The sequence below is a fragment of the Auraticoccus monumenti genome (genome assembly GCF_900101785.1).
GTDB classification, from domain to species: domain Bacteria; phylum Actinomycetota; class Actinomycetes; order Propionibacteriales; family Propionibacteriaceae; genus Auraticoccus; species Auraticoccus monumenti.
In genome coordinates this window covers 567,337-594,333 of the sequence record NZ_LT629688.1, presented here as the reverse complement: position 1 = coordinate 594,333, position 26,997 = coordinate 567,337, and the positions used below count along the sequence as shown (strand labels likewise).

Annotated in this window: 18 protein-coding genes; 15 read left to right on the top strand and 3 right to left on the bottom strand. The window is 72.7% G+C overall.

All coding sequences use genetic code 11. The annotated features are described in order from the left end of the window. The first annotated feature begins 4 nt into the window (after positions 1–4). The 5 genes from BLT52_RS02695 to BLT52_RS02675 all read left to right on the top strand — a co-directional run bounded on the left by BLT52_RS02695 (position 5) and on the right by BLT52_RS02675 (position 5,655). Entirely contained in the window at positions 5–1,042 is a 1,038-nt protein-coding gene (locus tag BLT52_RS02695; RefSeq protein ID WP_090590388.1) for a LacI family DNA-binding transcriptional regulator, read from the top strand. 132 nt (positions 1,043–1,174) lie between these two features. Further along, positions 1,175–2,467 (top strand): ABC transporter substrate-binding protein, encoded by a 1,293-nt coding sequence (locus BLT52_RS02690; RefSeq protein ID WP_090590387.1) that lies wholly within the window; start codon positions 1,175–1,177, stop codon positions 2,465–2,467. Further along, positions 2,464–3,393, top strand: coding sequence for a carbohydrate ABC transporter permease (locus tag BLT52_RS02685; RefSeq protein ID WP_197679163.1), 930 nt, complete (start codon positions 2,464–2,466; stop codon positions 3,391–3,393). Before BLT52_RS02690 ends, BLT52_RS02685 begins: the two co-directional genes overlap by 4 nt. Further along, positions 3,380–4,240, top strand: coding sequence for a carbohydrate ABC transporter permease (locus BLT52_RS02680; protein ID WP_090590383.1), 861 nt, complete (start codon positions 3,380–3,382; stop codon positions 4,238–4,240). Before BLT52_RS02685 ends, BLT52_RS02680 begins: the two co-directional genes overlap by 14 nt. Before the next feature lie 23 nt (positions 4,241–4,263). Beyond that, positions 4,264–5,655 carry a sulfatase-like hydrolase/transferase gene (locus BLT52_RS02675; protein WP_090596217.1) on the top strand — a complete coding sequence of 464 codons (1,392 nt, stop codon included), beginning with the start codon at positions 4,264–4,266 and terminating at the stop codon, positions 5,653–5,655. A gap of 82 nt (positions 5,656–5,737) precedes the next feature. Here the strand turns inward: BLT52_RS02675 and BLT52_RS02670 are convergent, their stop codons facing one another. Beyond that, positions 5,738–6,394 (bottom strand): DUF899 family protein, encoded by a 657-nt coding sequence (locus tag BLT52_RS02670; protein ID WP_090590380.1) that lies wholly within the window; start codon positions 6,392–6,394, stop codon positions 5,738–5,740. Positions 6,395–6,490: 96 nt separating this feature from the next. Beyond that, positions 6,491–6,955 (bottom strand): DUF3592 domain-containing protein, encoded by a 465-nt coding sequence (locus BLT52_RS02665; RefSeq protein WP_090590378.1) that lies wholly within the window; start codon positions 6,953–6,955, stop codon positions 6,491–6,493. Between the two features lie 195 nt (positions 6,956–7,150). Here BLT52_RS02665 and BLT52_RS02660 point away from each other — a divergent pair, with 195 nt between their 5' ends. The 7 genes from BLT52_RS02660 (at position 7,151) to BLT52_RS02630 (ending at position 17,715) form a co-directional block, all read left to right on the top strand. Beyond that, complete coding sequence (locus BLT52_RS02660; protein ID WP_157676933.1) at positions 7,151–10,375, top strand: GH92 family glycosyl hydrolase; 3,225 nt, start codon at positions 7,151–7,153, stop codon at positions 10,373–10,375. Between the two features lie 1,244 nt (positions 10,376–11,619). Beyond that, on the top strand, positions 11,620–12,564 hold the full coding sequence (locus BLT52_RS02655; protein WP_090590375.1) for a nucleoside hydrolase: 945 nt from the start codon (positions 11,620–11,622) through the stop codon (positions 12,562–12,564). Position 12,565: 1 nt separating this feature from the next. Then, positions 12,566–13,906: a sugar ABC transporter substrate-binding protein gene (locus BLT52_RS02650; protein WP_090590373.1), complete on the top strand. Its 1,341-nt coding sequence runs from the start codon at positions 12,566–12,568 to the stop codon at positions 13,904–13,906. 52 nt (positions 13,907–13,958) lie between these two features. Further along, on the top strand, positions 13,959–14,873 hold the full coding sequence (locus BLT52_RS02645) for a carbohydrate ABC transporter permease (protein ID WP_231946468.1): 915 nt from the start codon (positions 13,959–13,961) through the stop codon (positions 14,871–14,873). Then, entirely contained in the window at positions 14,873–15,790 is a 918-nt protein-coding gene (locus BLT52_RS02640; protein WP_090590371.1) for a carbohydrate ABC transporter permease, read from the top strand. The genes BLT52_RS02645 and BLT52_RS02640 overlap by 1 nt, the downstream gene beginning before the upstream one ends. Beyond that, positions 15,787–16,692, top strand: coding sequence for a ribokinase (locus BLT52_RS02635; protein WP_090590369.1), 906 nt, complete (start codon positions 15,787–15,789; stop codon positions 16,690–16,692). The genes BLT52_RS02640 and BLT52_RS02635 overlap by 4 nt, the downstream gene beginning before the upstream one ends. A gap of 9 nt (positions 16,693–16,701) precedes the next feature. Further along, positions 16,702–17,715 carry a LacI family DNA-binding transcriptional regulator gene (locus BLT52_RS02630; protein WP_172803976.1) on the top strand — a complete coding sequence of 338 codons (1,014 nt, stop codon included), beginning with the start codon at positions 16,702–16,704 and terminating at the stop codon, positions 17,713–17,715. Between the two features lie 784 nt (positions 17,716–18,499). Here BLT52_RS02630 and BLT52_RS02625 read toward each other — a convergent pair. Beyond that, on the bottom strand, positions 18,500–22,909 hold the full coding sequence (locus BLT52_RS02625) for a putative Ig domain-containing protein (RefSeq protein ID WP_090590364.1): 4,410 nt from the start codon (positions 22,907–22,909) through the stop codon (positions 18,500–18,502). A gap of 187 nt (positions 22,910–23,096) precedes the next feature. Here BLT52_RS02625 and BLT52_RS02620 point away from each other — a divergent pair, with 187 nt between their 5' ends. The 3 genes from BLT52_RS02620 (at position 23,097) to BLT52_RS02610 (ending at position 26,987) form a co-directional block, all read left to right on the top strand. After that, complete coding sequence (locus BLT52_RS02620; protein ID WP_090590361.1) at positions 23,097–24,917, top strand: S9 family peptidase; 1,821 nt, start codon at positions 23,097–23,099, stop codon at positions 24,915–24,917. A gap of 195 nt (positions 24,918–25,112) precedes the next feature. After that, positions 25,113–25,598, top strand: a complete 486-nt coding sequence (locus tag BLT52_RS02615) for a hypothetical protein (RefSeq protein ID WP_090590359.1) — start codon at positions 25,113–25,115, stop codon at positions 25,596–25,598. Positions 25,599–25,649: 51 nt separating this feature from the next. Continuing rightward, positions 25,650–26,987: a threonine/serine exporter family protein gene (locus BLT52_RS02610; RefSeq protein ID WP_231946466.1), complete on the top strand. Its 1,338-nt coding sequence runs from the start codon at positions 25,650–25,652 to the stop codon at positions 26,985–26,987. Positions 26,988–26,997 lie beyond the last annotated feature (10 nt).

Here is a 26,997-nt window from a genome sequence, read left to right as displayed (position 1 = left end):
CACCATGACCGGACGACGTGGTGCTGCCGAGGGCTCAAGGGCCCGACGGGTGACGCTGCGCGACGTCGCCGAGGAAGCGGGGGTGTCTGTCACCACCGTCTCCTACGTCCTCAGCGGACGGGCCGACCGCGCCACGGGGATGCCCGTCGAGACCCGCGAGCGAGTGGCGGCGGCCGCCGAACGGCTGGGCTACACCGCCAACACCGCGGCCAGGGTGCTGCGTCGCCAGCGCACCGAGCTCATCGCGCTCGCCTACGCCCCACCCGTCAGCCCGTGGCTGGACCAGCTGACCGCCCAGTGCGAGGACCTGGCCGCCGAGCGCGGCTACTCGGTGATCGGGCTGCCGATCCGCCGACCCGAACGAGCCGCGCACTCCCTGCGCGTGCTGGAGCGCGGCTACGTGGACGGCGCGATCATCGTCTCGCTGCCACCGGACATCGACGTCAACCACTACGCCCGCACCACCCGGGGGCTGGTGGTGTTCCACGAGCACCTGTCGGTACCCCGGGTGGATGTCGTCCGCGCCCACGAGCGGGCGGGGATGGCCGCTGCCACGCGCTACCTGATCGAGCAGGGCCGACGACGCATCGCCTACCTCGCCCACGCCGCCCCGGTCGACCTCTCCCCCGGGGAGCGCTATGCCGGTTACCGCGACGCCTTCGCAGAGGCGGGGCGCCCGGTGCCCGACGAGCTCGTCCGCACCGGCGCCGACGACCGCGCGGGAGCCGTGGTCGCCGTCCGCTCCCTGCTCGACCACCCCGATCCCCCCGACGCGCTGGTCAGCGAGTCCGACCGTGGAGCGCTGGCCGCTCTGCAGGCGGCCGCCGACCGGGGCATCAAGGTGCCGGACGACTTCGCTGTCGTCGGTGCCGGCAACACCTCCGAAGGCCTGTTCGCCTCGCCCCCGCTGACCAGCGTCGGCAGCGACCAGCTCGAGTTCCGCCCACTCGTCGAGGCCCTCTTCGCGCGCATCGAGGACCCCGACCGTCCCGCCCAGGAGATCGTCATGCCCTGGCGGCTGCACCACCGCTCCTCCGCCTGAGGCACGCCCGCTCCCTCCCGACCCTCGATCCCGCTTACACCAGACCCGTCCGGCCCGCCGCGGCCGTCCCCGGGGTGCTCCCACGCGCCCCGACCCTCCTGAGCACCATCCGCACCGTCGAAGGAGACGTCGATGTACCCACGCCTGTCCACCCACCTGTCCCGCCGGACGGCCCTCAAGCTCGGCCTCGGCACCACCGTGCTCGGTGCCGTCGGCACCGGCGCCGCCTGCGCCCCCGTCACCCCCGACTCCGGTGGGCCGGGCGGTGAGAACACCTTCACCGTCTACTGGAACGCCGGGCACGCCTACGACGCCTACCAGCAGGTCATCGACCAGTTCGGCAAGGACCACGACCTGGTGGTCAACTGGCAGAAGTTCCAGTGGCCCGACCTGGCGACCAAGCTGGTGGCCGACTTCCGCGGCGGCAACGTCCCCGACCTGGTCGAGGAGGCGGGCACCGGCAGCATCCAGTACGGCGTCCAGGGCAACGTGATGGCCCTCGACGACCTGGCTGCCAACACCTCCATCGGCTTCCCCGACGACTTCCTGCCCGAGTCGATCAGCGCCCGCCAGCACGAGGGCCGTACCTACGCCGTCCCGCTGCACCTGACCGCCAACGGGTTGCTCTTCTACGACAAGGCCAAGCTGGCCGACGCCGGCTTCTCCGGGCCCCCCACCACCTGGGAGGAGTTCCGCGAGGTGGCGCGGGCCACCACCCGTGACGACGTCTCGGGGTTCGCCATGAACGCCGACTACAGCTACAGCGCGCCGTGGTACCTGCAGCGCGAGGTGACCTACGCCTCCGTCGCCGACGGCGGGTTCCTGGTCCCGGAGGACACTGCCGCCGAGGTCTACACCTTCTTGCAGGACCTCGTCCACACCGACGAGGTGTCCCCGGCACCGGTGGCCACCACCGACTACTCGGGACCGCAGAAGCTGTTCTCCGCCGGTCGGGCGGCGATGTTCCTCACCGGTCCGTGGGACCTCGGTCCGGTCCGCCAGGGCAGTCCCGACATCGACCTGGGCGTGGCGGAGCCGCTGACCGGCACCGTCCAGGCGTCGTCCCTGGCCGGGGCGGGGCTGATGATCCCGGCCAAGGCCAGGAACCCCGAGCTGTCCTGGGAGCTGGTCGGCCGGCTGACCGCCGTCGAGACCGAGCTCGCAGCCACCGCTGCCACCGGCATGTCGATGCCCCGCAAGAGCTGGGCTGAGTCGCCAGAGGTGGCCGGGGACGAGGTGCTCAGCACCATCGCGGCCGCCGTCGGTCTGGTCAAGGCCGAGAGCACCGAGCTGGCCGCCCGCGGCGTGCAGACGCAGGTCGCAGACCTGTTCAAGGCCGCCTACGAGGCCATGATCATCCAGAACCGGCCGGTGCCGGAGACCCTGGCCCGTTTCCGCGAGCAGGCCCGTGGGGTGCTCGGATGACCGCCACGTTGGCTCCCTCCCCCCGGGCGGCGCCACCGCCGCCGCCCCCTGGCGGCCGACGTCCCCCGATGCGGCGCCGGCAGGCGCTCACTGCGTGGCTGTTCCTCACCCCTGCGGTGGTGTTCTTCCCGCTGATGTTCTTCCTGCCCATCGGCACCCAGCTCAACGCTGCGCTGTTCGGCGGGGTGACCAACGCCGAGTTCGTCGGCCTGGGCAACATCACGCGGGCGCTGACCGATCCCGACGTGCTGCACTCCTTCGCCATCACCCTCGGTTTCGCGGCGGGCACGCTGTTGATCGGGATCGTGCTCGGGCTGCTGCTGGCGCTGGTCCTGAACCAGGCACTGCCCGGGCGGACGCTCTTCCGAGCGATCATCCTGATCCCGTACCTGACGTCGATCTCGATCATCGGCCTGCTCTGGCGCAACATCCTCGACCCCCAGATCGGGATCCTGAACCGGCTGCTGGACGCCGTCGGTCTGCCGGGCCAGGCCTGGCTCAGCACCCACCCGCTGGGCACCATCATCGGCATCGAGGTCTGGGCGACCGTCGGCTACACCATGGTGCTGTTCCTGGCGGGGTTGCAGGGCATCCCCGAGGTCTACACCGAGGCGGCCCGCATCGACGGTGCCGGCCCGTGGCGCCGCTTCGTCCACCTGACCGTGCCGCTGCTGGCCCCCACCACCCTCTTCGTCTCCATCATCGGGGTCATCGGGGCCCTGCAGCAGTTCGCGCTGCCGTACATCGTCACCGGCGGCGGCCCGGGCAACGCCACGTCCCTCTACGCCCACCGGGTGTTCCGGGTCGCCTTCAACGACAACCAGTTCGGCTACGCCTCCGCGCTGTCGTTGCTGCTGCTCGTGGTGATCCTGGTCCTGTCGGTGGTCCAGCTCAAGATCGGAGAACGCACCCATGACGGCGCTTGACGCCCGGCCCCGTGTCATCCGCCGCGAACGGCTGTTCCCCGGTGACCGGGCTGCGTCCTACCTGCTGCTGGTGGCCACCGCTCTCCTCACCGTGCTGCCACTGCTCTACATGCTGTCGCTGGCCCTGCAATCCGACGCGGAGACGTTCGCCGGCGACCCGGTGCTCATCCCCGCGGTGCCCCAGTGGGAGAACTTCACCCGGTTGTTCGCCGCGGCTCCCTTCGGGCGGTTCTTCCTCAACTCCCTGATCATGGCCGGGGCCATCACCATCTCCCACCTGGTGTTCGACCCGCTGGTCGGCTACGTCTTCGCGAAGTTCGAGTTCCCGGGCAAGCGGATCGCGTTCGTGGCCATCCTGGCGACGCTGATGGTGCCGTTCTTCGTGAGGATGCTGCCCATCTACGCGATCTTCTCCCAGCTCGGCTGGATCGACACCTACCAGGGCCTGATCGTCCCGTTCCTGATCGACGCCTACGGGATCTTCCTGATGCGCCAGTTCATCGCTCCCCTCCCGAACGAGCTGATGGAGGCAGCGCGGGTGGACGGTGCGTCCGAGCTGCGCATCTACGCGCAGATCATCCTGCCCCAGCTCAAGCCGGCCCTGGCCGTGCTCGGGCTGTTCTCCTTCGTGTTCCAGTGGAACGAGTTCCTCTGGCCGCTCATCGCCACCTCCAGCACCGAGATGCGCACCATGCCGATCGGGCTGACCCTGTTCAACCAGGAGTACTTCACCCAGTGGAACCTGACCGCCGCCGGTGCGCTGATCCTGTTCCTGCCCACCGCCGTCCTGTTCGTCCTCACCCAGCGGTTCCTGGTCCGCGGCATCGCGCTGTCCGGACTGAAGTGACCACCCGCCCCCAGGAGAACCACATGAGCCACAACCCCGACGCGCGACGCCCCAACGTCGTGGTGTTCTTCACCGACCAGCAGCGCTGGGACACCCTCGGCGCCGCCGGGAACCCGGCCGGCCTGACGCCGAACCTGGACCAGATGTCGCGCCGCGGCACGATGTTCGAGGTCGCCTGCACGCCCAACCCCGTCTGCGCCCCGGCCCGGGCCGCGCTGCAGACCGGGCGCTACCCGACCGGGGCCGGCGTGCACCGCAACGGGCTGACGCTGGACCCTTCCCTACCCACCCTCGGTCGCGTCTTCCGCGACGCCGGCTACCGCACCGGCTACATCGGCAAGTGGCACCTCAGCGAGCACAACCCGGTACCGGCGCAGGAACGCGACGGCTACGAGCACTGGCTCGGGTCCAACACGCTCGAGTTCACCTCCGACGAGTACAAGACGATCGTCTACGACGGCGACGACGCCCCGGTGCAGCTGGTCGGGTACCGGGCCGACGCGCTCACCGACGCCGCCATCCGCTTCCTCAGCGCCGAGGACGACCGTCCGTTCATGCTGTTCGTCTCCCTGATCGAGCCCCACCACCAGAACGAGCTCGACACCTACCCGGCTCCTGAGGTGTACCGCGACTGCTACACGGGGGCGTGGATGCCGCCGGACCTGGCTGCTCTCCCCGGGACGGCGCACAAGCACCTGGCCGGCTACTACGGGCAGGTGAAGCGGTTGGACGAGTGCCTGGGCCGGTTGCGGGACGCATTGGTGAGCCTGGAGGTGGCGGACGAGACCGTGCTGGTCTACACCTCCGACCACGGCTCGCACTTCAAGACCCGCAACGGTGAGTACAAGCGCTCAGCCCACGACGGCTCGATCCGCGTCCCGCTGCTGGTGGAGGGACCCGGGTTCCGCGGCGGCCGTCGGGTGCGCACGCCGGTCAGCACGGTCGACCTCGTGCCCACCCTCTACGCCGCCTCCGGGCTCGAGCCGCCCGAGGGTATGGACGGCCAGCCGCTGCAGCCCGTCGTGGACGCCGACGACGGTGACGCGAGCGTGCTCGTCCAGATCAGCGAGAGCGAGGTGGGCCGGGCGCTGCGGACACGCCGCTGGAAGTACCACGTCAGCGCCCCCGAGACGGGCCAGCCGGCAGCCGACCGCTACACCGAGGTCGAGCTGTACGACCTCGACTCCGACCCCTACGAGCTGGAGAACCTGATCGACGACGGCGCCCACAGGCCGGTCGTCGAGGAGCTGAGGCACAAGCTGGTGGACATGGTGGAGGTGGTGGAGGGCGTGCGCCCGACGGTAGAGGCGGCGCCCGTGGTGCAGCGGGCACAGCGCCGCCCGCAGACCGACGTCCGACGCCTCGGCCTGACGGGGCGCCGCGGCGAGTACGCCCCCGCCCCCTCCGGCCAGTAGGCACTCCTGGCACCGGGCAGGGTCCTGCACGTCTTGCCCGGTGCTCCGGTGTCGGTGCCGTGCGCGCGGCGCACGGGTGGGGTCAGCCGTAGGTGGGGTGCTGGGGCCAGCCGTCGGGGCTGTCCTCGAAGTCCTGCTGACGGCCGTACACCGCTCGGTCCCAGATCGCCGAGACGGGGAGGATCGCCTCGGTGCCCCTGGCCCGCGCGCGGTACGTGAGGAACAGCTCGTCGCCCCGCTTGAGCAGGTAGCTGTAGCCGGGCTGGTCCGCCTCGTCGGTGGTCCAGCCCCAGTCGGTGTGGAAGGTGGTGCCGGCCGACGACACCCAGGTCAGGTCGTCCCAGCCGCGCTTGGCCTGGTAGGCCCGCAGCTTCTCCAGCGGGGCGCGGGACACCATGGCGAAGGCGACCGAGTTGTCATCCAGCAGGTCCAGCTTCCGCGGCAGGTTGTCCACCGCCCAGGTGCAGCTCGGGCAACCATCGGTCCAGTCCGGGTGGAACATCACGAACTGCAGGCACAGCTGCTGGTGCTCACCGAAGAGCTCCGACAGCCTCACCGGTCCCTCCGGCCCTGCGAACTCGTAGTCCTCGATCGGGGTCATCGGCAGCCGACGTCGGCGGGCGGAGACCCGGTCGCCGAAGTGGGTCAGCTCCTTCTCGATGGCGACCTGCTGCTCCCAGCGCCGCTCGTGCTCGGCGCGGTCCACCACCTGCGGTGCGGCGATCGGTTCCGTCGTCATGTCGTCTCCTCTGCTCGTTGACCGGGTCTCTTTCCTACCGACCACGGGGGTCGACCGAACTCATCGCGGAGGCAGGATCTGCGGGGTCCGCGCCGCTCAGCCGGCCCTCCGCCGGATGGCCAGGCCGATCCCGGCGAAGAGCGCACCGAAGGCCAGGCCCGCGCCGCCGACGACGAGGGTGATCGTGGAGGCCCCGCCCTGGAGCTCCGCCCGGTCGGGTCGGGCTGGGTCGTAGGACACCGTGACCTGCTCGCCCACCCGGAACGGCTTGCTGCTGGTCGCGCCCAGCGCGGCGGAGTGCTCCTGGCCGTCGACGGTCCAGGTCACGAGCCGCTGGTACTCGGACCTGCGTCCCCCGCGGTCGACGTCGACGCGCACGCCCTGCTCGTTGCCGGTCACGGTGCCGTTGGTGGTCACCCAGCCGCTCCGGTCGGGCCCGAGGAGGTGCGCCACCGCCGCGCCGCCCGACATCACCACGGCGAGCACCAGACCCACGACGACGAAGACAGTGCCGAGCCTGCGGGCCTGGGCGGGTGTGGCCGGACGGCCGTTGATCTTCACCCAGCCACCCTGTCACCGGTCGAGGTCGTCGCCGCCGCCCCGCTGCTGTTCGTGCCGTGCACGGCGGACCCTCGACCGACTCCCGGCAGGCGTGGGGACGACCGGGCGCCGCGCACCTCCCACGGCGGGCTGCCACCCGCTCGACGGAGGCACCCGGCAGACTGGTCGACCGATCCCGCCCAGGAGAGGAAACACGTGCCCGACGCAGTGCTCGACCGACACGGACCTACCACCGCCCTCGCCGCCCGCAACGGGATCGGCCTGGTGAGCCCGGTCCCCTGGCGGGTGCGGGTGCCATGCGGGGAGGGCCTGGTCCGCGTCCCGGTGCCCGAGCTCGCGGACCGCCGGATAGAGCAGGGCGACGAGCTGCGCTGGGCGGTCCTGCCGCAGGGCCTGCCCGACGGCGTCACGGGCGTGGAGGAGCTGCCCGCGCTGGACGTCCTCTGGCACGGCACCGCCACCTCCCTCGACCTCGTCCTCGACGACGGCACCCGGCTGTCCGAGCTCGACGTCACAGACCAGTACGGCGGCCGCCTCGACGCCGACGACCAGGCCGCCGACCGTCGCACCTGGGTCGACCAGTGGAACCTGCGACGCGTCCGCCTCGACCCCGCCGCCGGGCGCACGGTCACCGCGACCGAGCTCGTCGTCCGCGCCTCACCCGACCGCGAGCTGGTCGTCCACCTCGACGCCGTCGGGATCGGCCCCGCGCCGGTGCTCCCGGCCGACCCGGTGGACCGGGTCCGCACCACCCGCGGCACCCACGCCTCAGGCCGGTTCTCCCGCGGCAACACCGCACCGCTGGTCGCCGTCCCCCAGGGCCGGCTCTTCGCCACCCCGGTCACCGACGCCGACAGCCCGAAGTGGGTCTACAGCTGGCACGAGCACGGCCGTGACGGCGATCCGCGTCCGGCCCTGCAGGCGCTGGCCACCTCCCACCTGCCGAGCCCGTGGATGGGGGAGCGCGGCGCCTTCCAGGTGATGCCCAGCCCGCTGCCGCACCCCGACCCCGACCGTCGGGTCCGCGCGCTGCCCTTCGACCACGCCGACGAGGTGGACCGTCCGCACCGGTGGTCCGCGCGGCTCGACGGCGGCGTCGAGGTCACCCTCACCGCCGGGGACTGCGTGATGGGGGTGCGCAGCACCTTCGCCGGAGGGGTCGGCTCCTACGTCCTGGACCACCGCGGCACCTTCACCGAGGCGTCGGTCGAGCGCGACGGCGACGCCCTGGTGGTCCGCGGCCTGCTCGACGACACCCCGGGCACCCCGCCGCACCACGTCCACGTCCGCATCGAGCGCGCCCTCGACCACGACCTCAGCACCACCGGGGACGTGCTCCGCGGCAGCGTCCGGGTGGAGGCGACCGACGGCGCACCGGTGGACGTCCTGGTCGGGCTGTCCACCCTCGACCTCGACACCGCCGCCTACGCCGTCGAGCGCTGCGGCGGGGTCGACGCCCTGCTCTCCGACGGCGCCCGCCGCTGGTCCGAGGCGCTCGGCACCGTCGAGGTCGAGGGCGCCAGCCACGACCAGCAGGTGGCGCTCGCCTCCGGGCTGTACCGGTTGTTCCTGCACCCCACCCGCCAGGACGAGCCGGTCCGCGACGGCGGCACCCGCTGGCGCAGCCCCTACGGCTCGGTGCTCGACCAGCCGCTGCGCGCGGAGGAGCTGGGGGAGCGGCCGGAGACCGGGGAGGGCCACTACTCGGCCACCAACGGGTTCTGGGACACCTACCGCACCGCCTGGCCGCTGCTCGGGCTGCTCGCCCCGCCGGTGGCCGGCGCCGCCGCGCAGGGCTTCGTCGCCCACCACCTCGACTCCGGTTGGATGCCGCGCTGGAGCGCACCCGGCGCCGAGGACTGCATGACCGGCACCACCAGCGACACCGTGCTCGGCGACCTGGTGGTCAAGGACGTCCCCGGCATCGACCTGGCCCAGGCCTACGACAGCGCGCTCGTCGGCGCCAGCGTGCCCGCCCCGGACGAGAAGGTGGGGCGCAAGGGGCTGCACCCCGCCCTGTTCCGCGGCTTCGTCGACACCGACACCGAGGAGGGCATGTCCTGGACCCTGGACGCCGCCCTCAACGACTGGTCCGCCTCCCGGCTCGGCGCCCGGCTGGCCGGGCAGCACCCCGAGGGCAGCCCCGAGCGCGAGCGGCTGGAGGCCGAGGTCGAGTGGCTGACCCGCCGCTCGCTGCTCTACCGCGAGGTCTTCAGCCCCGACCACGGCATGTTCGTCGGACGGCTCCCCGACGGCACCTGGCGGGTCCCGGCCGAGGAGTTCGAGCCCGACGAGTGGGGTCACGACTACACCGAGACCAACGCCTGGGGGACCGCGGTCACCGTGCCCCACGACGGCGCCGGGCTGGCCGCCCTGCACGGCGGCGGGGCGGGCCTGTCGGCGCTGCTGGACCGGATCCTCACCCGGCCTGAGACCGGCGCGCTGCAGTTCCACGGCCACTACCCCGGGATCATCCACGAGATGACCGAGGCCCGGGACTGCCGGATGGGGATGCTGGCGCTGTCCAACCAGCCGGCCCACCACATCCCGTTCATGCTGATGCACACCGGCCGCCACGACGACGCCCACGCGGTGGTCGGGGAGGCGCTGGAGCGGCTCTTCGTCGGCTCCGACCTCGGGCAGGGCTACCCCGGTGACGAGGACAACGGCGAGATGTCGGCCTGGTGGATCTTCGCCACCCTGGGGCTGTACCCGCTGGTCCCGTCCACCGGGAGCTGGGTGCTGCTGCCGCCACGGGTCACCCGCTCGGTGATCCGCCCGGTCGAGGGCGAGCCGGTGACCATCACCGTGCTGAACCCCGAGGAGGGTGGCCGCTACCTCCGCCGGGTGTGGGTGGACGGTGCCGAGTGGCACTCGATCTCGCTGCCGAACGACGTCCTGGCCCGGGGTGCCCAGATCGAGGTGGAGCTGTCGCCGACGCCGTGCGGCTGGGGCGCGGACAGCCGTCCGGTGTCGGCGTCGGAGCTGCACGGCTGGACCGAGCCGCTGCGTGACGTCACCGGCGGGGCCCGCGTGCGCCAGGACGCCCCGTCGACGGCCGGGCAGGCGAGGGCCGCGGGGGAGCCGGAGGTGGCCGTCGAAGGGCTGGTGGACGACACCGCCTCGACGGCAGTCCCCCTCGGTGCCGGGCAGCCGGTCGTCGTCGAGCTGACCGCACCGACTGCGGTGGGGGACCTGATCACCCTCTCGGTGGACCGGGCCCAGACGGCGTCCTGGCGGCTGGAGCACCGGGTCGCGGGTGAGTGGGTCGTCGTCGACGAGCGGGAGGGCGAGGAGTTCCCGCGCCACCGTCAGACCCGGGTCTTCCGGGTCCGCCCGGTCGCCGGTCCGGTGGACGCCGTGCGGCTCACCCCCACGGCTCCGCTCACCCTCCGTCAGCTGGAGGTGTTCGCGCCCTAGCGATTCGCTTCTCCAACGAGTGGTCGTCGGGGAGCAGGTGCCCGGCCGCCTGCTCGACGCGCCGCGGGCTGCAGCCCGGCGAGTCGCGCACAGCAGTGGTGGCCGGCGGTGCCCCTCGGGGGACCCGTGCGCCCGGTGGGAGGTGCCTACGAGGCGGGCCTGCCGTGCGTGAGCCCGCTGGCGGGAACAGGCCACCAGGACACGTGGGCCAGCAAAGGCCCACCGCTGGGGCTGTCCCCGAAGCAGCTCTGACCTTCACCGGCTTCGCAGTCGGAGGGCGGCATGGCGTCCGGTGTGGTTCCAGCACTACTCATGCAGCCCTGCTGGCTCGGTCGGGCAGAACCGGTCACCCAGCCGCACGGTCCGGCCATATCGGCCGCAGCGTCAGGCTGAGTGACCGGTTCTGCTCGGCGTCCCAGTCAGGGGAGGCCCCCTTGCGGTCATCAGGTCGGGTGGAGCAGCCGGGTCGTCGGCACGCCCGATGGTGCGGGGCACGCCCGACCGGCGGCACGGACGGACTGTGCGTTGCACAACCGGTCACCCAGCCGCACGGTCCGGCCCTGTCGGACCCGCCGTCGGGCTGAGCGACCGGTTCTGCTCGCGTCACGGTCAGGGCAAGCTCCTGGACGGCCGCGAGGTCGGGTGGGTTGGCTGGGGTCGTCCGGCAGGCCCGGTGGTGGATCGACCCGGCCGGGGGCCGCGGAAAAGCTGTGCCGGTGCACAACCGGTCACTCAGCCGCACGGTCCGGTCGCATAGGGCACGCCATCGGGCTGAGTGACCGGTTCTGCCCGGCGTCCCCGGTCAGGGGAGGCCTTTATACGGTCACGCAGTCCGGTGAAGCAGCCACACCGCCCGGCCCGATGGCGCGGGGTCGACACCGCCGGGACTGCGGAAGCGCTGTGCCGTGCACAACCGGTCACCCAGCCGCACGGTCCGGCCGTACTGGGCGTGCCGTCGGGCTGAGTGACCGGTTCTGCTCGGCGTCACCGCCTCGGGTGGGGATCCGCAAAGGGGCCCGCCGGGAGGTACGCCTGCCCTCTCCAACCACCGCGGGTCCCCTGACGGATCGACGCTGCGGCTCTCAGGTTCCCGAACCGGCAACGGGGTGCCGCGCCACCGGACGGCGCCCGTGCGTCCCTGAGCCACCGCGAGACATCACGCTCTAACCTGCTTGCCACACCGGTCAACGCGTGTAAACTCCACCGCAGTCAACCCGTGTTGAGGAGCGTCCACCGTGGAACGAATGATCTTGGATGTGGATCTGGCGATGGGTGCTCCCGGGAGCGACATCGACGACGGATTCGCGCTGGCCCTGGCCCTGGCCGACCCCGCGATCCAGCTCGAGCTGGTCACGACGGTCAACGGCAACACCGACGTGGCGACGGCGACCGCCCTCACGCTGGAGCTGCTGAACCGCCTCGGCCACCCCGACGTCCCGGTCCACCGGGGCGCCCAGGTGCCGCTGCTGCGTCCGCCGGTCCGGCAGGGGGAGATCCCCGACGACGTCGAGGTGCGCGAGCCGCGCCCCGGACCCGCGGCGATGGCCATGGTGGAGCTGGTGCGCCAGAACCCCGGCGAGATGACCCTGGTGGCCGTCGGTCCGCTGACCAACGTGGCCCTGGCCATGCGCCTGGACCCGTCCTTCGCCGGCAACCTCAAGGCGCTGGTCATCATGGGCGGGGTCTTCAACGAGCACACCCACTCCCGGCTGATGCCCGGGGAGTACAACGTGTGGTGCGATCCCGAGGCGGCAGCGGTCGTCCTGGGGTCCGGCGTCGTGGCCCGCTGGGTGGGGCTGGACGTCACCCTCAAGGTGCGCGTCACCAAGGAGCAGGCGCTGGAGATGGAGGCCAGCGAGCGTCCCTTCGTCTCCTTCGCCGGCAAGTACACCAGCGCCTGGATCGACCACATCGTGCAGCAGCACCCCGAGGAGGGGGAGTCCTGCGCCATGCACGACCCGCTCGCCGTCGCCGCGGTCACCCACCCCGACCTGCTGACCTGGCGCGAGGCCTACGTCCAGGTCGAGACCGGTGACCGGCTGCGTGGCGCCATGCTCACCGACTACCTGGGTGGGGACTGGCTGCCCGACCCCTCCCGACCCACCCCCGCGGCCAACGCCCTGGTCGCCCAGACCGTGCAGGCCGAGCAGTTCAACCGGTTCTTCCTCGACTCGATGATGGAGATGTGACGTGAAGCGATCGACGACGACCAGCCTCGGCCTCGCCCTGGCGGCGGTCCTGACCCTCAGCGCCTGCGGTGGCGGCGGCAGCACCGACGGCGGGCCGGCCGAGGAGGGCGGTGAGTCCAGCTGGACCATCCCCGCCGAGGACCCCACCGCCGAGATCAACGTGGTCGGCATCCTCGACCCCGAGGCCGACGGCATGGCCGACGTGGTGGCCGCCTTCGAGGCCGACCACCCCACCATCGACGTCAACTACCAGTTCGTGCCCTTCGACAACCTCAACAGCGTGCTGGACTCCCGGATCACCAGCAAGACCGGCGACCCGGACCTGTTCTGGGTCGACCAGCCGCGCGTGCCGGCCCTGGCCGCCCGCGGCTACCTGGAGGACCTGACGCCGCAGTTCTCCGAGGGCACCAGCGCCTTGCAGGAGGCGACCGTCGCCGCGAGCAGCTACCAGGACAAGCTCTGGTCCCTCCCGGTGTCCAACTCCACCCAGCTCCTCTTCTACAACAAGGACCTGCTGGACGCCGCCGGGGTCGAGCCGCCGTCGACCGACCCGGCCGCGCGGACCACCTGGCAGCAGCTGAAGGAGGACGCCGCCACGGTCCAGGCCGAGGGTGACGCCGACAACGGCCTGCTGCTGGGTCAGCCCAACCGCTACTACCAGCTCGAGCCCCTCCCGGTCTCGGCCGGCGGCGGCATCGGCGCCACGGGCGAGGACAACCTGACCCCCGATGTGGCCAACGAGGGCTGGGTGGAGTCGATGGCCTACTACGGCTCGCTGTTCGAGGAGGGCATCGTGCCCCGCGGCGTCCCGGCCGAGCAGACCGACGCCACCTTCCTGGCCGGCGACACCGCCTACATGGTCCAGGGCAACTGGATGGTCGGGAAGCTCGCCGAGAGCGACCTGAACTGGGGCGCGGCCCTCAACCCGGTCTGGGAGGGCGGTGAGCCCGCCACCCCCAACGGCTCCTGGTCGGTCGGTATGAACCCGTTCTCGCAGAACAAGGAGGCCGCCGCGATCTTCCTGCAGTGGCTCGCCCTGGAGGGGGAGAGCGGCTACGCCGAGCACCGCGCCTACGCCGAGCTGCCCGCCAACCTGCAGGGGCTGGAGTCCTACCTGGCCAGCGACATCTTCACCTCCTCAGAGGGTGGCCAGCAGGCGGCCGAGGTCGTCGCCTTCGAGACCGCCAACACCTCGGTGCCCCGCGTCTCCACGGTCGGCTACATCGAGTTCGAGGAGATCATCGGCCGCGCGTTCTCCGACATCGCCAACGGCTCCGACCCCCAGTCGGCCCTCGACGGGGCACAGCAGGAGCTGACGAACGCCTGGCAGCAGTACCAGTGAGCCCGGTCCTCCACCCGGCAGGTCCTGCCGCCCGGTCCGGCGCGGGTACCTCGTGACCACCCTGACGGCGCCCGGCGCCCCGGTGACCCGCAGCGGTCGCCGGCGGCGCCGGGGGCTCGGGACGATCTTGGTCTTCCTGACCCCGGCCGTGCTCGCCATCCTGCTGCTGCGGGTCGTCCCCTTCCTGGGCGCCGTCCGCTCCACCCTCTACACCCGCGACGGGGTGGGCCTGCTGGCAACGGAGGAGTTCTCCGGCCTGGCCAACTACGTCACCCTGTTCTCCGACCCGATGTTCCGCGACACCCTGGTCCGCACCCTGCTGTTCAACCTGGTGCTCAACCCGCTGCAGATCGCCCTGGCCATGCTCGTCGCCCTGCTGCTCACCCAGCGGCTGCCCGGCCGGGGGCTGTGGCGCACCGCGGTGTTCATCCCCTGCACCATCCCGCTGGTGGGCTCCTCCATCGCCTGGGGTGTTGCGCTGCGTCCCGACGGCCCGGTCAACGGCATCTTCTCCGCGGTCGGCATCGGCCCGCAGCCCTTCTTCACCTCACCCACCCAGGCGCTGACCAGCATCATGGTGGTCGCCTCCTGGGTGGGCATCGGCTACTGGATGCTGTTCCTGATCGCCGGGCTGAACGACATCAGCGACGACCTCTACGAGGCGGCCTCGCTGGACGGAGCCGGTGCCTGGCACCGGTTCTGGTCGATCACGCTGCCGATGATGCGCCGTCCGCTGCTGTTCGTGCTGGTGGCCGACACCGTGGCCAACTTCGTCCTGTTCGTGCCGCTGCAGCTGCTCACCAACGGCGGCCCGGAGAGCTCGACGACGCTGCTCATGTTCGACGCCTACCGGCGCACCTACACCTACTCCTCGCCCAACCTCGGGGCGACGTCCACGGTGGTGCTGACCCTCGTCATGCTCATCATCGTGGCCGTCCAGTTCCGCCTGCTCAGGGACCGCGACTGATGTCCACCACCACCGTCCGCCCGGCACGCACCCCGTCCGGGACGCCGACTACCGGCCGTCCCGCCCCGATCAGCGCTGCCCGGCTGCAACGCGCCCTGCTGGTGGTGCTGCTCACCGCCGTGGCCGTCCTGGTCGCGCTGGCGTTCATGCTCCCCACGGTGTGGATGCTGCTGGGGTCCTTCCGGCCCGGTTCCTCGGTCATCTCCAGCGTCAGCCCGCTCGGCTGGAACACCCTGGTCCCCGACACCTGGACGCTGGACAACTACGCCGCGCTCTTCGGCGAGCTCCGCTTCGGCCGCAGCATGGCGAACTCGCTGTGGGTGGCGCTGTGCTCGGTGGTGATCGGGCTGGTGCTGTCGGTCCCGGCGGCCTACGTGCTGAGCGTGCTCCGGTTCCGCGGCCGCGAGGTCGTCTTCGCCATGCTGGTGGTCGGGTTCATGATCCCCTTCGAGGCGATCGCGATCCCGCTGGCGCAGGTCTTCACCGCCTGGAACCTGAACAACACCTACCTGGGGCTGATCCTGCCCGGGATCGGCAACGGCCTGGCCATCTTCAACATGCGCCAGTTCTTCCTCGGCATCCCCGCCTCCCTGCGCGAGGCCGCCCTGATCGACGGCGCCTCGGACTTCCGGGTGATGACGCGGCTGTACGTGCCGCTCAGCGTCACCACGCTGATCAACTCCGCGCTGCTGATCTTCCTCGCCCAGTGGTCGTCCTACCTGTGGCCGCTGCTGGTGATCAGCGACGAGGCCAAGCAGGTCGCGCCGCTGGCCATCGCCCGCACCTACACCGACACCGAGTTCAACTTCGGGCAGATGTTCGGCGGGGCCCTGCTGATCTCGGTGGTGCCGGCCCTGCTGCTGTTCTTCCTGCAGCGCTACTTCGCGCAGTCGGTCTCGCGGAGCGGGGAGAAGTGAGCGGGACGGTCGTGGTGGTCGGCTCGCTCAACGCCGACCTCCAGATCGAGGTCGCGACGCTGCCCGCCCCCGGTGAGACGGTGCTGGCCACCGGCGCCGACACCCGTCCGGGAGGCAAGGGCGCCAACCAGGCCGCCGCGGTGGCCCTGGCCGGCGGAACCTGCTGGATGGTGGGTGCGGTCGGCGACGACGACGAGGGCCGGCTGCTCACCGCCGCCCTCGACGAGGTCGGGGTGCGCACCGACACCGTCGACGTCCTCCGGGGCACCTCCTCGGGCCGGGCGGTGGTGATGGTGGAGCCGAGCGGGGAGAACGCCATCGTGGTGGTGCCCGGCGCGAACGGGGAGGTGACGCCCCGGCAGGTCCGTGAGCTCACCGGCCGGGTCGGTGCCGTGGACACGGTGCTGACCCAGGGCGAGCTGTCCCCGTCGTGCATCGTGGCCGCCTCCGAGGCCGCCGTCGCGGTCGGGGCCCGGCTGGTGGTCAACCTGGCTCCCTACACCTCGCTGCCTGCCGACGTGCTGGCCCGCTGCGACCCGCTGGTGGTCAACGAGCTGGAGGCCGCGGCGCTGGGCCAGGAGCTCACCGGGCGCACCCTGGCGGGGGAGGAGCTGCTCCGGGCGCTGGTGCCGCACACCCGGTCGGTGATCATCACCCTGGGCGGGGCCGGTGCGCTGCACGGCTCGGCCGCCGGACAGGGGGAGGTCCCCGCCCCGCAGGTGGAAGTGGTCGACACCAGCGGCGCCGGCGACGCGTTCGTCGGGGCGGCCACGGTGGAGATGACCCGCACCGGGGACCTCGCGGCGGCCTGCCGGGCCGGTGTCGCGGCCGGGTCCGCGGCCGTCCAGCACCGGGGGGCCAGAATGGCGCCCATGGACGACGCCGCCGCAGGACCGGTCTGAGCCGTGGCCGTGACCAGGGCCGACGTGGCGCGGGCGGCCGGGGTCTCACCCGCGCTGGTGAGCTACGTCCTCAACGACGGGCCCCGACCGGTGTCGGCGGACGCCCGCGCCCGGGTGCTGGGAGCCATCGACGAGCTGGGCTACCGGCCCAACCGGATCGCGCGGGCGCTCAGCCAGAGCCGGACGAACTCCATCGCCATGCTGATGCCCGACCACGAGAACCCGCACTTCGCCGAGCTGGCCCAGGCCGTGGAGGACGAGGCGTTCGCCGCCGACCAGGTGCTGATGATCGGCACCACCGACAACGACCCGGAACGCGAGCGCAGCTACCTGCGCTCCTTCCTGGACCGGCAGGTGGACGGGCTGCTGCTGATCTCGGCCGGCGGGCGCCCGGACCTGGAGCTGATCACCCGGGCCCGGATCCCGGTGGTGCTGCTGGACCGCGCCCCGGCGGGCACCGACGCCTTCTCCACCGTGGTGATCGACAACGCCGCCGCCGCCGAGCTCGCGGTGAACCACCTGCTGGGACACGGCCGGCAGCACCTGGTGTGCCTCTCCGGCCCGCCGCACATCGAGGCCGTCAAGCAGCGTGAGGAGGGCTGGCGCCGGGCGCTGACCGCCGCCGGACGCCCCGTCCCCGAGCCCCGGAGCGGGACCTTCTCCCGTGAGGGCGGCTACCGCGCGATGCTGGCGCTGCTGGCCGAGGGCGTCGAGGTCGACGGGATCTTCACCACCAGCGACGCCCAGGGCATCGGCGCGCTGCGGGCGCTGACCGAGCTGGGCCGTCGGGTCCCCGAGGACATCTCCGTGGTCTCCTTCGACGGGACCACGGCCGGCCGGTTCACCCAGCCCGCGCTCACCTCGGTGGCCCAGGACGTCGTCACCCTGGCCCGGACGGCCCTCCAGACCCTGCGGGCCCAGCTCGAGGACGGCCCGCGCGAGCCCGTGCACCGTGTCCTCCACCCCACCCTGCGGCTGGGCGGCTCCTGCGGCTGCGAGCCGGCCAGCGGCTTCGGCGGCTGACGCCCGGTCGGCTGGCGCGGTACCGACCGGTTGACGTCTGGGTCGGCGGGGGCGGTACCGACCGGTTGACCTCTGGGTCGGCTGGGGCGGCGCCGCCTGGTGGCCAGCGGCTGCCGGATGACGTGCGGCCCGGGCGGCGTGGGGTCACGGGGCCGGACCGCCCCGATGCCACGTGACCCCTGGTGCGTCCACCGTCTCGAGCCGGTGGGGTGGGCCGGCGTGCAGAACCGGTCGCTGAGCGGACGTCACGCGGCCATGGTCGAGTGGTGTCTGCTGAGGGTCCGGTTCTGCCCGGGACGCTCGGGGGGCGGTGATCAGCGTGGTGCCGCGCTGGCGTGCAGAACCGGTCGTTGAGCGGACGTCACGCGGCCATGGTCGAGTGGTGTCTGCTGAGGGTCCGGTTCTGCCCGGGGCGCTCGGGGCCAGTGGTCAACGTGGTGCCGCGCTGGCGTACAGAACCGGTCGCTTAGCGGGCGTCGCTGCAGCATCGTCGAGAGGCGTCTGCTGAGGGTCCGGTTCTGCCCGGGACGCTCCCCGGTCGTGATCAGCGTGGTGCTGGCGCTGCGGATCCCGTGGCCCCTCCCTCGGCCCGGACGCCCGCGAGCTGCCCGGAGACCGCCTCGGAGGTCGACCCGGAAGCCCGCGAGCTGGCCCAGGTGGTCGCCCGACACGTCGCCACCGAGGCCAGGGGCGTCTTTTCCGGTCCCGCTGACGCGCTGCGTCACGGGGCCGAGAGCCATCCGGGCCCTCCCCACCGGCATCCTGCCGGTGGGGAGTACCGGGTTCAGTCCTGTCGGCGCCGGCGGAGCAGGCCCAGACCGGCCAGCGTCGACAGCAGGGCCAGCGCCGCGAGGCCCACGCCGGGCCCGCCGGTGTCGGCCAGCGGCGTCCGCCAGGACCCACCGTCGGACCCGCCTGCCCACGAACCACCGCTGCCGTCGGTGCCGCCGCCCGTCCCGCCCGTGGCGGTGTCGCTGCCGGAGGTGTCGCCCCCGTCGGAGTCGTCACCCCCGTCGGGGTCGTCCGTCCCGTCCTCGTCGTCCGTGCCGTCCGGGGGCTCCGGCGTCGGCTCGGGCGTGGGCTCCGGCGTCGGCTCGGGCGTCGGCTCGGGCGTCGGCTCCGGCGTCGGCTCAGGGGCCGGCTCGGCGGCGACGACGGTGAGGGTCTGCTCGGCCGTGCCGACCGCGTTGGTGGCGACCAGCAGCAGCGGGTAGCTGCCCGGCGCGTCCAGTGTGCCGGTCAGCAGCGCGGTGCCGTCGCCCTGGTCGACCAGCTCCAGACCCTCGGGCAGGTCGTCGGCGCTGATGCCGGCCGCTGGGAACGCGGTGGTGGTCACGAGGAGCTCGACCGGCTCACCGGCCACGACCTCCAGCGCGTTCGGCGAGGTGAACGCCGGCTGCTGCTGGACCAGCACGGTGATGGTCTGCGTCGCCGTCCCGGTCGAGGCGGTGGCGGTGACCACCAGCTCGCTGCTGCCGACAGGCCCGGTGGGGGTGCCACTGATGGTGGCGGTGCCGTCGCCTTCGTCGGTGAAGGTCAGCCCCTCGGGGAGACCGGACCCGACGGTGAGGGCGGCGGTGACGCTGCCCTCGCTGACCACGGTGAACTCCACCGGCTCACCGACGACGAGCTCGAGGGAGTCCGGGCTGGTGATGCTCGGCGGGGCCAGCACCTCCAGGGTCACCTGCTGGGTGGCGCTGGCCAGGGCAGCCACCCCGACCACGGGCTCCTCGGGCTGCTGGTTGACCAGCAGCTCCCCCGGGAAGCCCACGAAGGTAGGCGGTGGCACGTCGTTGGTGGCGGTCAGCTCCAGCTCGTAGCTGCCCGCGGTGCCGGTCTCCGGGGTGCCGGCGAAGGTGCCGGTCCCGTCCCCGGCGTCGACGAAGGTGATGCCGGCCGGCAGGTCACCGGTCACGGTCAGCGACGGCGGCGGGGACCCGTCGGCCGCGACGTCCAGCTCACCGGCCGTGCCCTCGACGAAGGTGGCGCTCACGCTCTCCTCGGCGAAGGAGGGCGGGTCGGTGACCAGGATCTGGAAGGTGTCGCTGGCGGTGCCCAGCTCGTTGGTGGCCGTCACCGTGACGGTGAAGTCGCCCGCCTCGGTCGGCGCACCGAAGAGGAACCAGGGGCCGAAGAGGTCGGAGGTGCCCGTCCCGGGGGGAAGCCCCTCGAGGGTGATGGTGGGCGGCGGTGTGCCTGTCACCTCGACCGGCGGCGGCTGGAAGAAGAACGACTGGCCGAGCGGCACCACGATGTCACCGGTCGCCTCGACGCCCGGCTCCTGCCGCACCGTGACCGACACACCATCGACCGCCTCGCCGGCGGCGCTGGAGGCGGTGAGCTGCACGTAGAAGCTGCCGGAGGACGTCGGGGTGCCGGTGAGGGTCGCCGTGCCGTCGCCGTTGTCGGTCAACGCCAGCCCGCGAGCCCCCAGGTCGGACTCTGCGGTGATGGTGGGCACCGGGAACCCGCTCACCCGGATGGTGACGGGCTCGATCGTCTCTCCGAGGTCGACGACCACGTCGGGAACGGGCTCGAAGACCGGCACCGTCCGGACGGTCAGCTGCAGCGCCTGGGTCACCACCCCGGCGGTGCTGGTCGCGGTCAGGTCGATGTCGTAGACCCCGCCGACCGTGTCAGCGGACGCCTGCAGCCTCACGATGCCGTCGGTCTGCGTCCCGAGCGTGACGCCGGCGGGCAGGTCACCCGCGGTGACGGTCGGCACGGGCGAGCCGGTCACCGTCACCAGGGCGGTCGGCGTCGACCCGTCACCCAGGGTGATCACGGCCTCGTCGGCGCTGGTGAAGGCGGGGAGCTGCACCACGGTGAGCACGAGCTCCTGGGTGGTGACGCCGACCGCCAGCACGCCGATCCCGCCCGGCTCGGGGGCCGGGGTGTTGTCGGCGGAGACGGTCAGCGGGTAGCTGCCGGCGGTGCCGGCGGCCGGGGTGCCGGCCAGCGTGGCCGTCCCGTCGCCCTGGTCGGTGAAGGTGACGCCCTCGGGCAGGTCACCCTGGAGGGTGAGCCGCGGCGCCGGGAACCCGGTGGTGGTCACCTCGAGCTCCCCGACCTCGCCGACGGTGAAGGTGGCGGTGTCCGGGCTGGTGACGACCGGGGCGTCGCTGACCTGGATGCTGACGGTCTGCTCGACGGTCTCGCGGCTGCTGGTGGCGGTGACCACGACCTCGAAGTCGCCGGTCTCGGTCGGGGTGCCGCTGAGGGTGGTGCGACCGAGGTCGTCGGTGCCCACGACGACGCCGTCGGGCAGCTCACCGGTGACGGTGACCGTCGGCGACGGGAAACCGGTGGCGACCGCGTACTCCAGCACCGGCTCGCCGAGCGTCCACCCGTAGCTGCCGGGGCTGGTGATGACCACGTCGGAGGCGACCAGCAGCGACAGCTCCTGCGTGGTGGTGCCGACGTCGGAGGTGGCGGTGAGCGTCACGGTGCCGGAGGACACACCCTCAGGGGTGCCGGTGATGGTGGCGGTGCCGTCGTCCAGGTCGGTCAGGGTGAGCCCGTCCGGCAGTCCGGTGGCGGTGATCGCCGGGGTGGGGAAGCCGCGGGTGGTGACGGTCAGCTCGGCCGGCTCACCGACCTCCAGCTCGGCGCTGTCCTCGCTGGTGAAGACCGGCGCCTCCTCGACGGTGAGCTCGACGGTGGCCTCGTCGGTGCCCTCGTCGTTGGTGGCCGTCAGGGTCACCTCGGCGACACCGCCCGGGCTGGTCGGGGTGCCGCTGATGGTCAGCGTCGTCCCGTCGCTGGTCAGGGAGAGACCTTCCGGCAGCCCCTCCGCCTCCACCGCGGGCTCAGGGAACCCGACCACGCCGCCGTCGAGGCTGAAGGGTTCGCCGACGGTGGCCGTGGCGCTGGCGGGGACGTCCAGCGCGGGCGCCTGACCGACGACCAGCGTGATCGCCGCCGCGAAGGTCTCACCGGCGTTGGTCACGGTCACGGTGACGTCGTAGCTGCCGGGGGTCGTGGGGGTCCCGCTGATCACGCCGTCGTCGCCCAGCTCCAGCCCCGGGGGCAGGTCGCCGGTCGTGAGGGAGTAGCTGTAGAACGCAGGGAAACCGCCGGAGGCGTCCAGATCGTGCTCGTAGTCCGCGCCGAGGGTCGCCGCCGGGGGCGCCACGACGGCGTCCGCGGGCTCGGGCTCGCGCAGCTCCAGGCGGTAGGTGTTGGAGGCCACGTTGCGCTGCCCCCAGGCGTCGACGAGCACCCCGGCCGGGACGGTGACGGTCAGCTCACCCGGGCCGGTGATCACGATGTCGATCGTGGCCCTGCTGGCACCTCCCCTGATGGTGACGTTCTCCCGACCGGGCGCGGTCCCGCCGATGACCAGGTCGCTGGGCCGCAGGCCCTCGTTGGTACCCGGCTCACGGCTGACGTCGGCCAGGCCGCCATCGGCGGTGACGAGGAGGTCGATCTCGATGACGGCAGGCTCGTCCAGCACCCAGGGCTCGTTCGGTCCGGTGAGGGTCGGGACGGGCGCAGACGGGATCACGCCACCGGTCGGGGTGGTGCTGATCCGGTCCACCACGGCGGTCAGCACGCCACCGGTGCTGTCGAAGTTGCGCGGGTAGACGACCCGGAGCTGCACCCCGGTGATGGCGGAGAAGTTCGCGTCCCCGCTGAAGCAGGCGCTCTGGCCGGCCGAGCAGTCGAAGTTGAGGACGATGGCGCGGGCGGCGGTGTTGCCGATCCCGGTGCCGTAGCTGCTCGACCCGCCGGCCGCGTCGCTGACCGTGATGCTGATCGAGGCCGCGGTGTCGCCGGTGTCGGGGAGGCGGGTGATCTCGGCGAACTCGACGAAGAACTGGGTGTTGCTCAGCCCGGAGCGCAGGTCGGTCGCGCCGAAGGCGTAGTCCAGCTGGACGCCCGCCGCCCGGTTCCCGGTGCCCGTGGCGGTGATGGTGCCCACCCCGCCGGCCTGGGAGAAGGTGCCGAGCGGGGTGGTGCCGTCCGGGTCGAGCGGGGTGACGGTCCGGGTGCCGCGGACACCGCCGCTGAAGTCGTCGATCAGCACCGGCTCCCCGACCGCGGAGGCGGGGACGGGAGCCAGCAGTCCCAGCAGCAGGGCCAGCACGGCCACCAGGGCGGCGGTGGTCCGACCGGTCAGCGTGCGGGTGTGCGAACGCCGGCGGGAGCCGTCGACGGTGGGCAGGGGAGCGGGGACGCGAGGAGCGCGCATGCATGACCTTCGAGCATGGCCACCTGCCCCCGCTGGGTGACTTCGGAGCCCGCGCCGGACGCGCGGACGGTGGAATCATGGCAGTCCGCGGACCGACGCGCCAGAGGCCGTCCACGCCGGCTGCTGCCGTGGTGGCGGAGGTGATCCGGTCACCGGGACGTCCGCGGGGCCGCGCTAGCGTGGCCGGGTGCCCTCCACCCCAGACGCCACCACCGTCGTCCGCGAGCTGCTCGAGCTGACCTCCTGGCAGGCCTTCGACATCGACGCCGACGGGCGCGTGCTGGCCGGTCACGACGGGCTGGGCAGCACCCAGCTGGTCGAGATCAGCCCCGACGGGACCAGGACCCCGCTGACCGACCTGCCCTCCCGCTGCTCCGGCCGCTACCTGCCCGGCCGGCGGCAGGTGGTCGTCCAGCACGACACCGGCGGCGACGAGCTGATGCAGCTCTCCCTGCTCGACCTCGACCCGCTGCCCGTGGCGCCGGCCGGCCTCGACGCGCTGACCCCGCTGGTGCGCGACCCGGCCCACATGCACGTGCTGCAGGACGTCGCCGCCGACGCCCTCGTCTACTCCACCAACCGGCGCAACGGCGTCGACATGGACGTCGTCGTCCGCGACCTGGTCACCGGCGAGGAGCGCACCCTCTACGACGGTGGTGGCTACGTCGCCCAGACCGTGGCCTCGCACGACCGGACGTCGGTCGCGGTCACCGCGCTGAGCCTGCGGCCGGCGTCCAGCCTGGTGTTCCTGGCCGGGGAGCGGGCGGTCGGCGACGGGGCCGTCACCGATCCCGACGAGCACGCCCTGCACCACTCCGCCGCCTGGACCGCCGGGGACGACGCGCTGCTGCTGGCCTCCAACCACGACCGCGAGCACACCGCCGTGCTCCGGATCGGGCTGGATGGCGGCAGCTGGGAGCCGCTGGTCACCGACGACGAGCACGACCTCCAGCTGTGGGCGGCGCCGGACGCGTCGGCGATGGTCGTCGGCACCCTGGTCGACGGCGCCCTCGAGCTCGCCGTGCACGAGACCGACGGGACCCTGCGCTGCCGGGTCGACCAGCCGCAGCCCGGTGCCGCCGAGGTCGTCTGGGCCTCGGACGCCTCCCGGTTCGTGGTCACCGTGTCCAGCTCGACGGCGCCCTCCTCGGTGTCCTCGGTCGACGCCCGCACCGGCGTCCTCACCCCGCTGGTGGCCAGCGACGTCCCCGCGCACGTCGCGGAGCGGCTCGTCGTCCCCACCGTGCACCGGGTGCCGACGCCGGACGGGGAGCAGGTGCCGTGCTTCGTCTACCGGCCCACCCGCGAGGTGCCGGAGGTGGCGGGAGCCTCGGTGCTGGTGGTCCACGGCGGACCGGAGTCGATGGCCACCCGGTTGTTCAACCCCGTGGTCCAGGCGCTGGCCGCCACCGGGTTCACCGTGCTGGTGCCCAACGTCCGCGGCTCCACCGGCTACGGCAAGCGCTGGTACAGCCTGGACGACGTCGACCTGCGGCTGGACTCCGTCGCCGACCTGGCCGCGCTGCACGACTGGCTGCCCGAGCTCGGCCTCGACCCGGACCGCTCGGCCCTGTGGGGTGGCTCCTACGGCGGCTACATGGTGCTGGCCGGGACGACGATGCAGCCGGAGCGGTGGGCCGCCGGGGTGGACATCGTGGGCATCTCCTCGCTGGTCACCTTCCTGGAGAACACCTCCGCCTACCGCCGGGCCTACCGCGAGCGGGAGTACGGCAGCCTCAAGCACGACCGGGAGCTGCTGGAGCGTGCCTCGCCGATCACCTACCTGGACCAGCTCCGCGCCCCGTTGTTCGTGATCCACGGCGCCAACGACCCGCGGGTCCCGCTGAGCGAGGCCGAGCAGATCGCGGCCGCCCTCGCCGCCCGGGGCATCCCGCACGAGCTCAAGGTCTACGACGACGAGGGCCACGGGCTGGCCAAGCGCGCCAACCGCCTGGACGCCTACCCGGCCGCCGTCGAGTTCCTGGTCCACCACCTCCAGCGCTCCTGACCGCGTCCCCGGTCTGACGAGGCCCCGAGCGCGGTCGGGGCCCCGCCGCCCCCGCCGAGCGCGGCACACGACGTTCCGCCGCGATGTCGCGGCGAGACGTCGACCGCTGGGGTCTCCCGGCGGCCGGGTGCAGCTGGCCGGCGAGGGCGTACATTGGGCCCACCACGATCGTCGACGATGACGAGAGGAACACGCATGCTGTGGGACAGGCTCCGCCGCAAGCCGGCCGCTGACGTGCCGGGCACGCAGACCATCGCGGCCTCGCACCCGCTGGGCTACTCCGGCGAGATCGAGCTGGCGCTGATCAGCGCGGTCTACTCCGCGCCCGGGGGCGAGGGCGAGGCGCCACCCGACGCGCTGGCCGTGCGCGTGGTGGTGGACCGGTGGCACCGGCACCGCGACGGCAAGCCCGCCGACAACCTGTCCCACATCTCCGGGCTGGACGACTACGCCTTCAAGCGCGTCCTCGCCGACGAGGCGTGCCTGGGCGGACGTCCGCGCAGCTGTGTGGTGCAGGACGCCGCCGACAGCCTGCTCACCGCCCAGGTGTTCCACGCCGCCGACCTGGCCGCCGCACCGGAGGTCGCCCGCGAGGCCCTGCGCGGCGTCAAGGGTCTGGACGAGGCGACCGTCGACCGCTTCCTCGGCCTACTCGAGGTGCGCAGCCCCTCCACCGCCTGAGCGACGCGCCCGAGGGGCGCTCGGGAGCGGATTCTGGCAGCCTAGGGACACGTGCTCACGGACCGCGAGATCACCCACACGATCGACCTCTGCCTGCGCCTCGGTGAGCTGATGATGTCCAACGGGGCCGGGGCGGCCGACGTCGCCGCCACCATGCACTCGGTGGCCCGGCGCTACGGGCTGCGCAACCCCGAGATCGACGTCACCTTCACCTCGCTCTCGATGAGCTACCAGGCCAGCGACGACGAGGCCCAGCACGTCCTGCTGCGCCAGGTGAAGCAGCGCGACATCGACTACGCCGACCTCACCCTGGTCGACCACCTGGTCCGCGAGATCCTCCGCGACGACGTGCCGCTGGCCCGGGCCCGCGCCACCGTGGCCAAGATCCGCTCCACCGGGCACGACCGACCGCGCTGGGCGGTGACGCTGGGCTGGGGTGCCATGTCGGCCGGGGTGGCGGCGATGCTGGCCGGGTCGCCGGTGGTGATCGGCGGCGCCTTCGTGGCGGCGGTGGCCATCGACCGGATGCAGATGGTGCTGTCCCGCCGTCGGCTGCCCGCCTTCTACCTGCAGGTGGCCGGTGGCGCGCTGGCCATGCTCGTCGCCGTGGTGCTGATGATCACCGGGCTCGAGTCCGACCCCTCGCGCGTGGTGACCGCGAACATCATCATGCTGCTCTCCGGCGTCGGCTTCATGGGCGCCCTGCAGGACGCCCTGTCCGGCTACTACATCACCAGCGCGGCCCGGCTGATCGAGGCGCTGCTGGCCACCGCGGGCATCATCGCCGGGGTGGGCGGGGGACTCGCGGTGGCGGGTTTCCTCGGCGTGGAGATCCTCTCGATCGAACCGGCCGTCTACACCCTGCGCGGGCTCGCGGTGCTGGGTGCCGGCGCGGTGGTGGCCGCGGCCGGGTTCGCCTTCGCCTCCTACGCCCCGCTCCGGGCCCTGGTCCCGGTCGGCCTCGTCGCCGGCGGGGCCATCGTGATCTCGCGGGTGGTGAACCAGGCCGGTCTGGGGGCCTGGTCGACCGCCCTGGCCGCGCTGGCCGTGGGGCTCATCGGCTACCCGGTGGCCCGGGCGGTGCGGGTGCCGCCGCTGGTGATCGTGGTCTCCGCGGTGGTGCCGATGCTCCCCGGTCTGTCGATCTACCGGGGGCTGTCGCTGCTCGCCCAGGGCGGCGCCGGCCCCACCACCATCGGGATCCTCGCCATGGTGACGGCCGCCTCGGTGGCCCTCGCGCTGGCCGCCGGGGTGATCCTCGGTGAGTACGTCGCCCAACCCCTCTCCCGTGAGGCCCGCCGCCTGGAGCGTCGGCTCGCCGGTCCCCGTCTGGTCGGCCCGGCCAGCCGCCGCTACGTCCGGCGCCCGGGCAGGCCCCGCCGCCGGTAGCGGACGACAC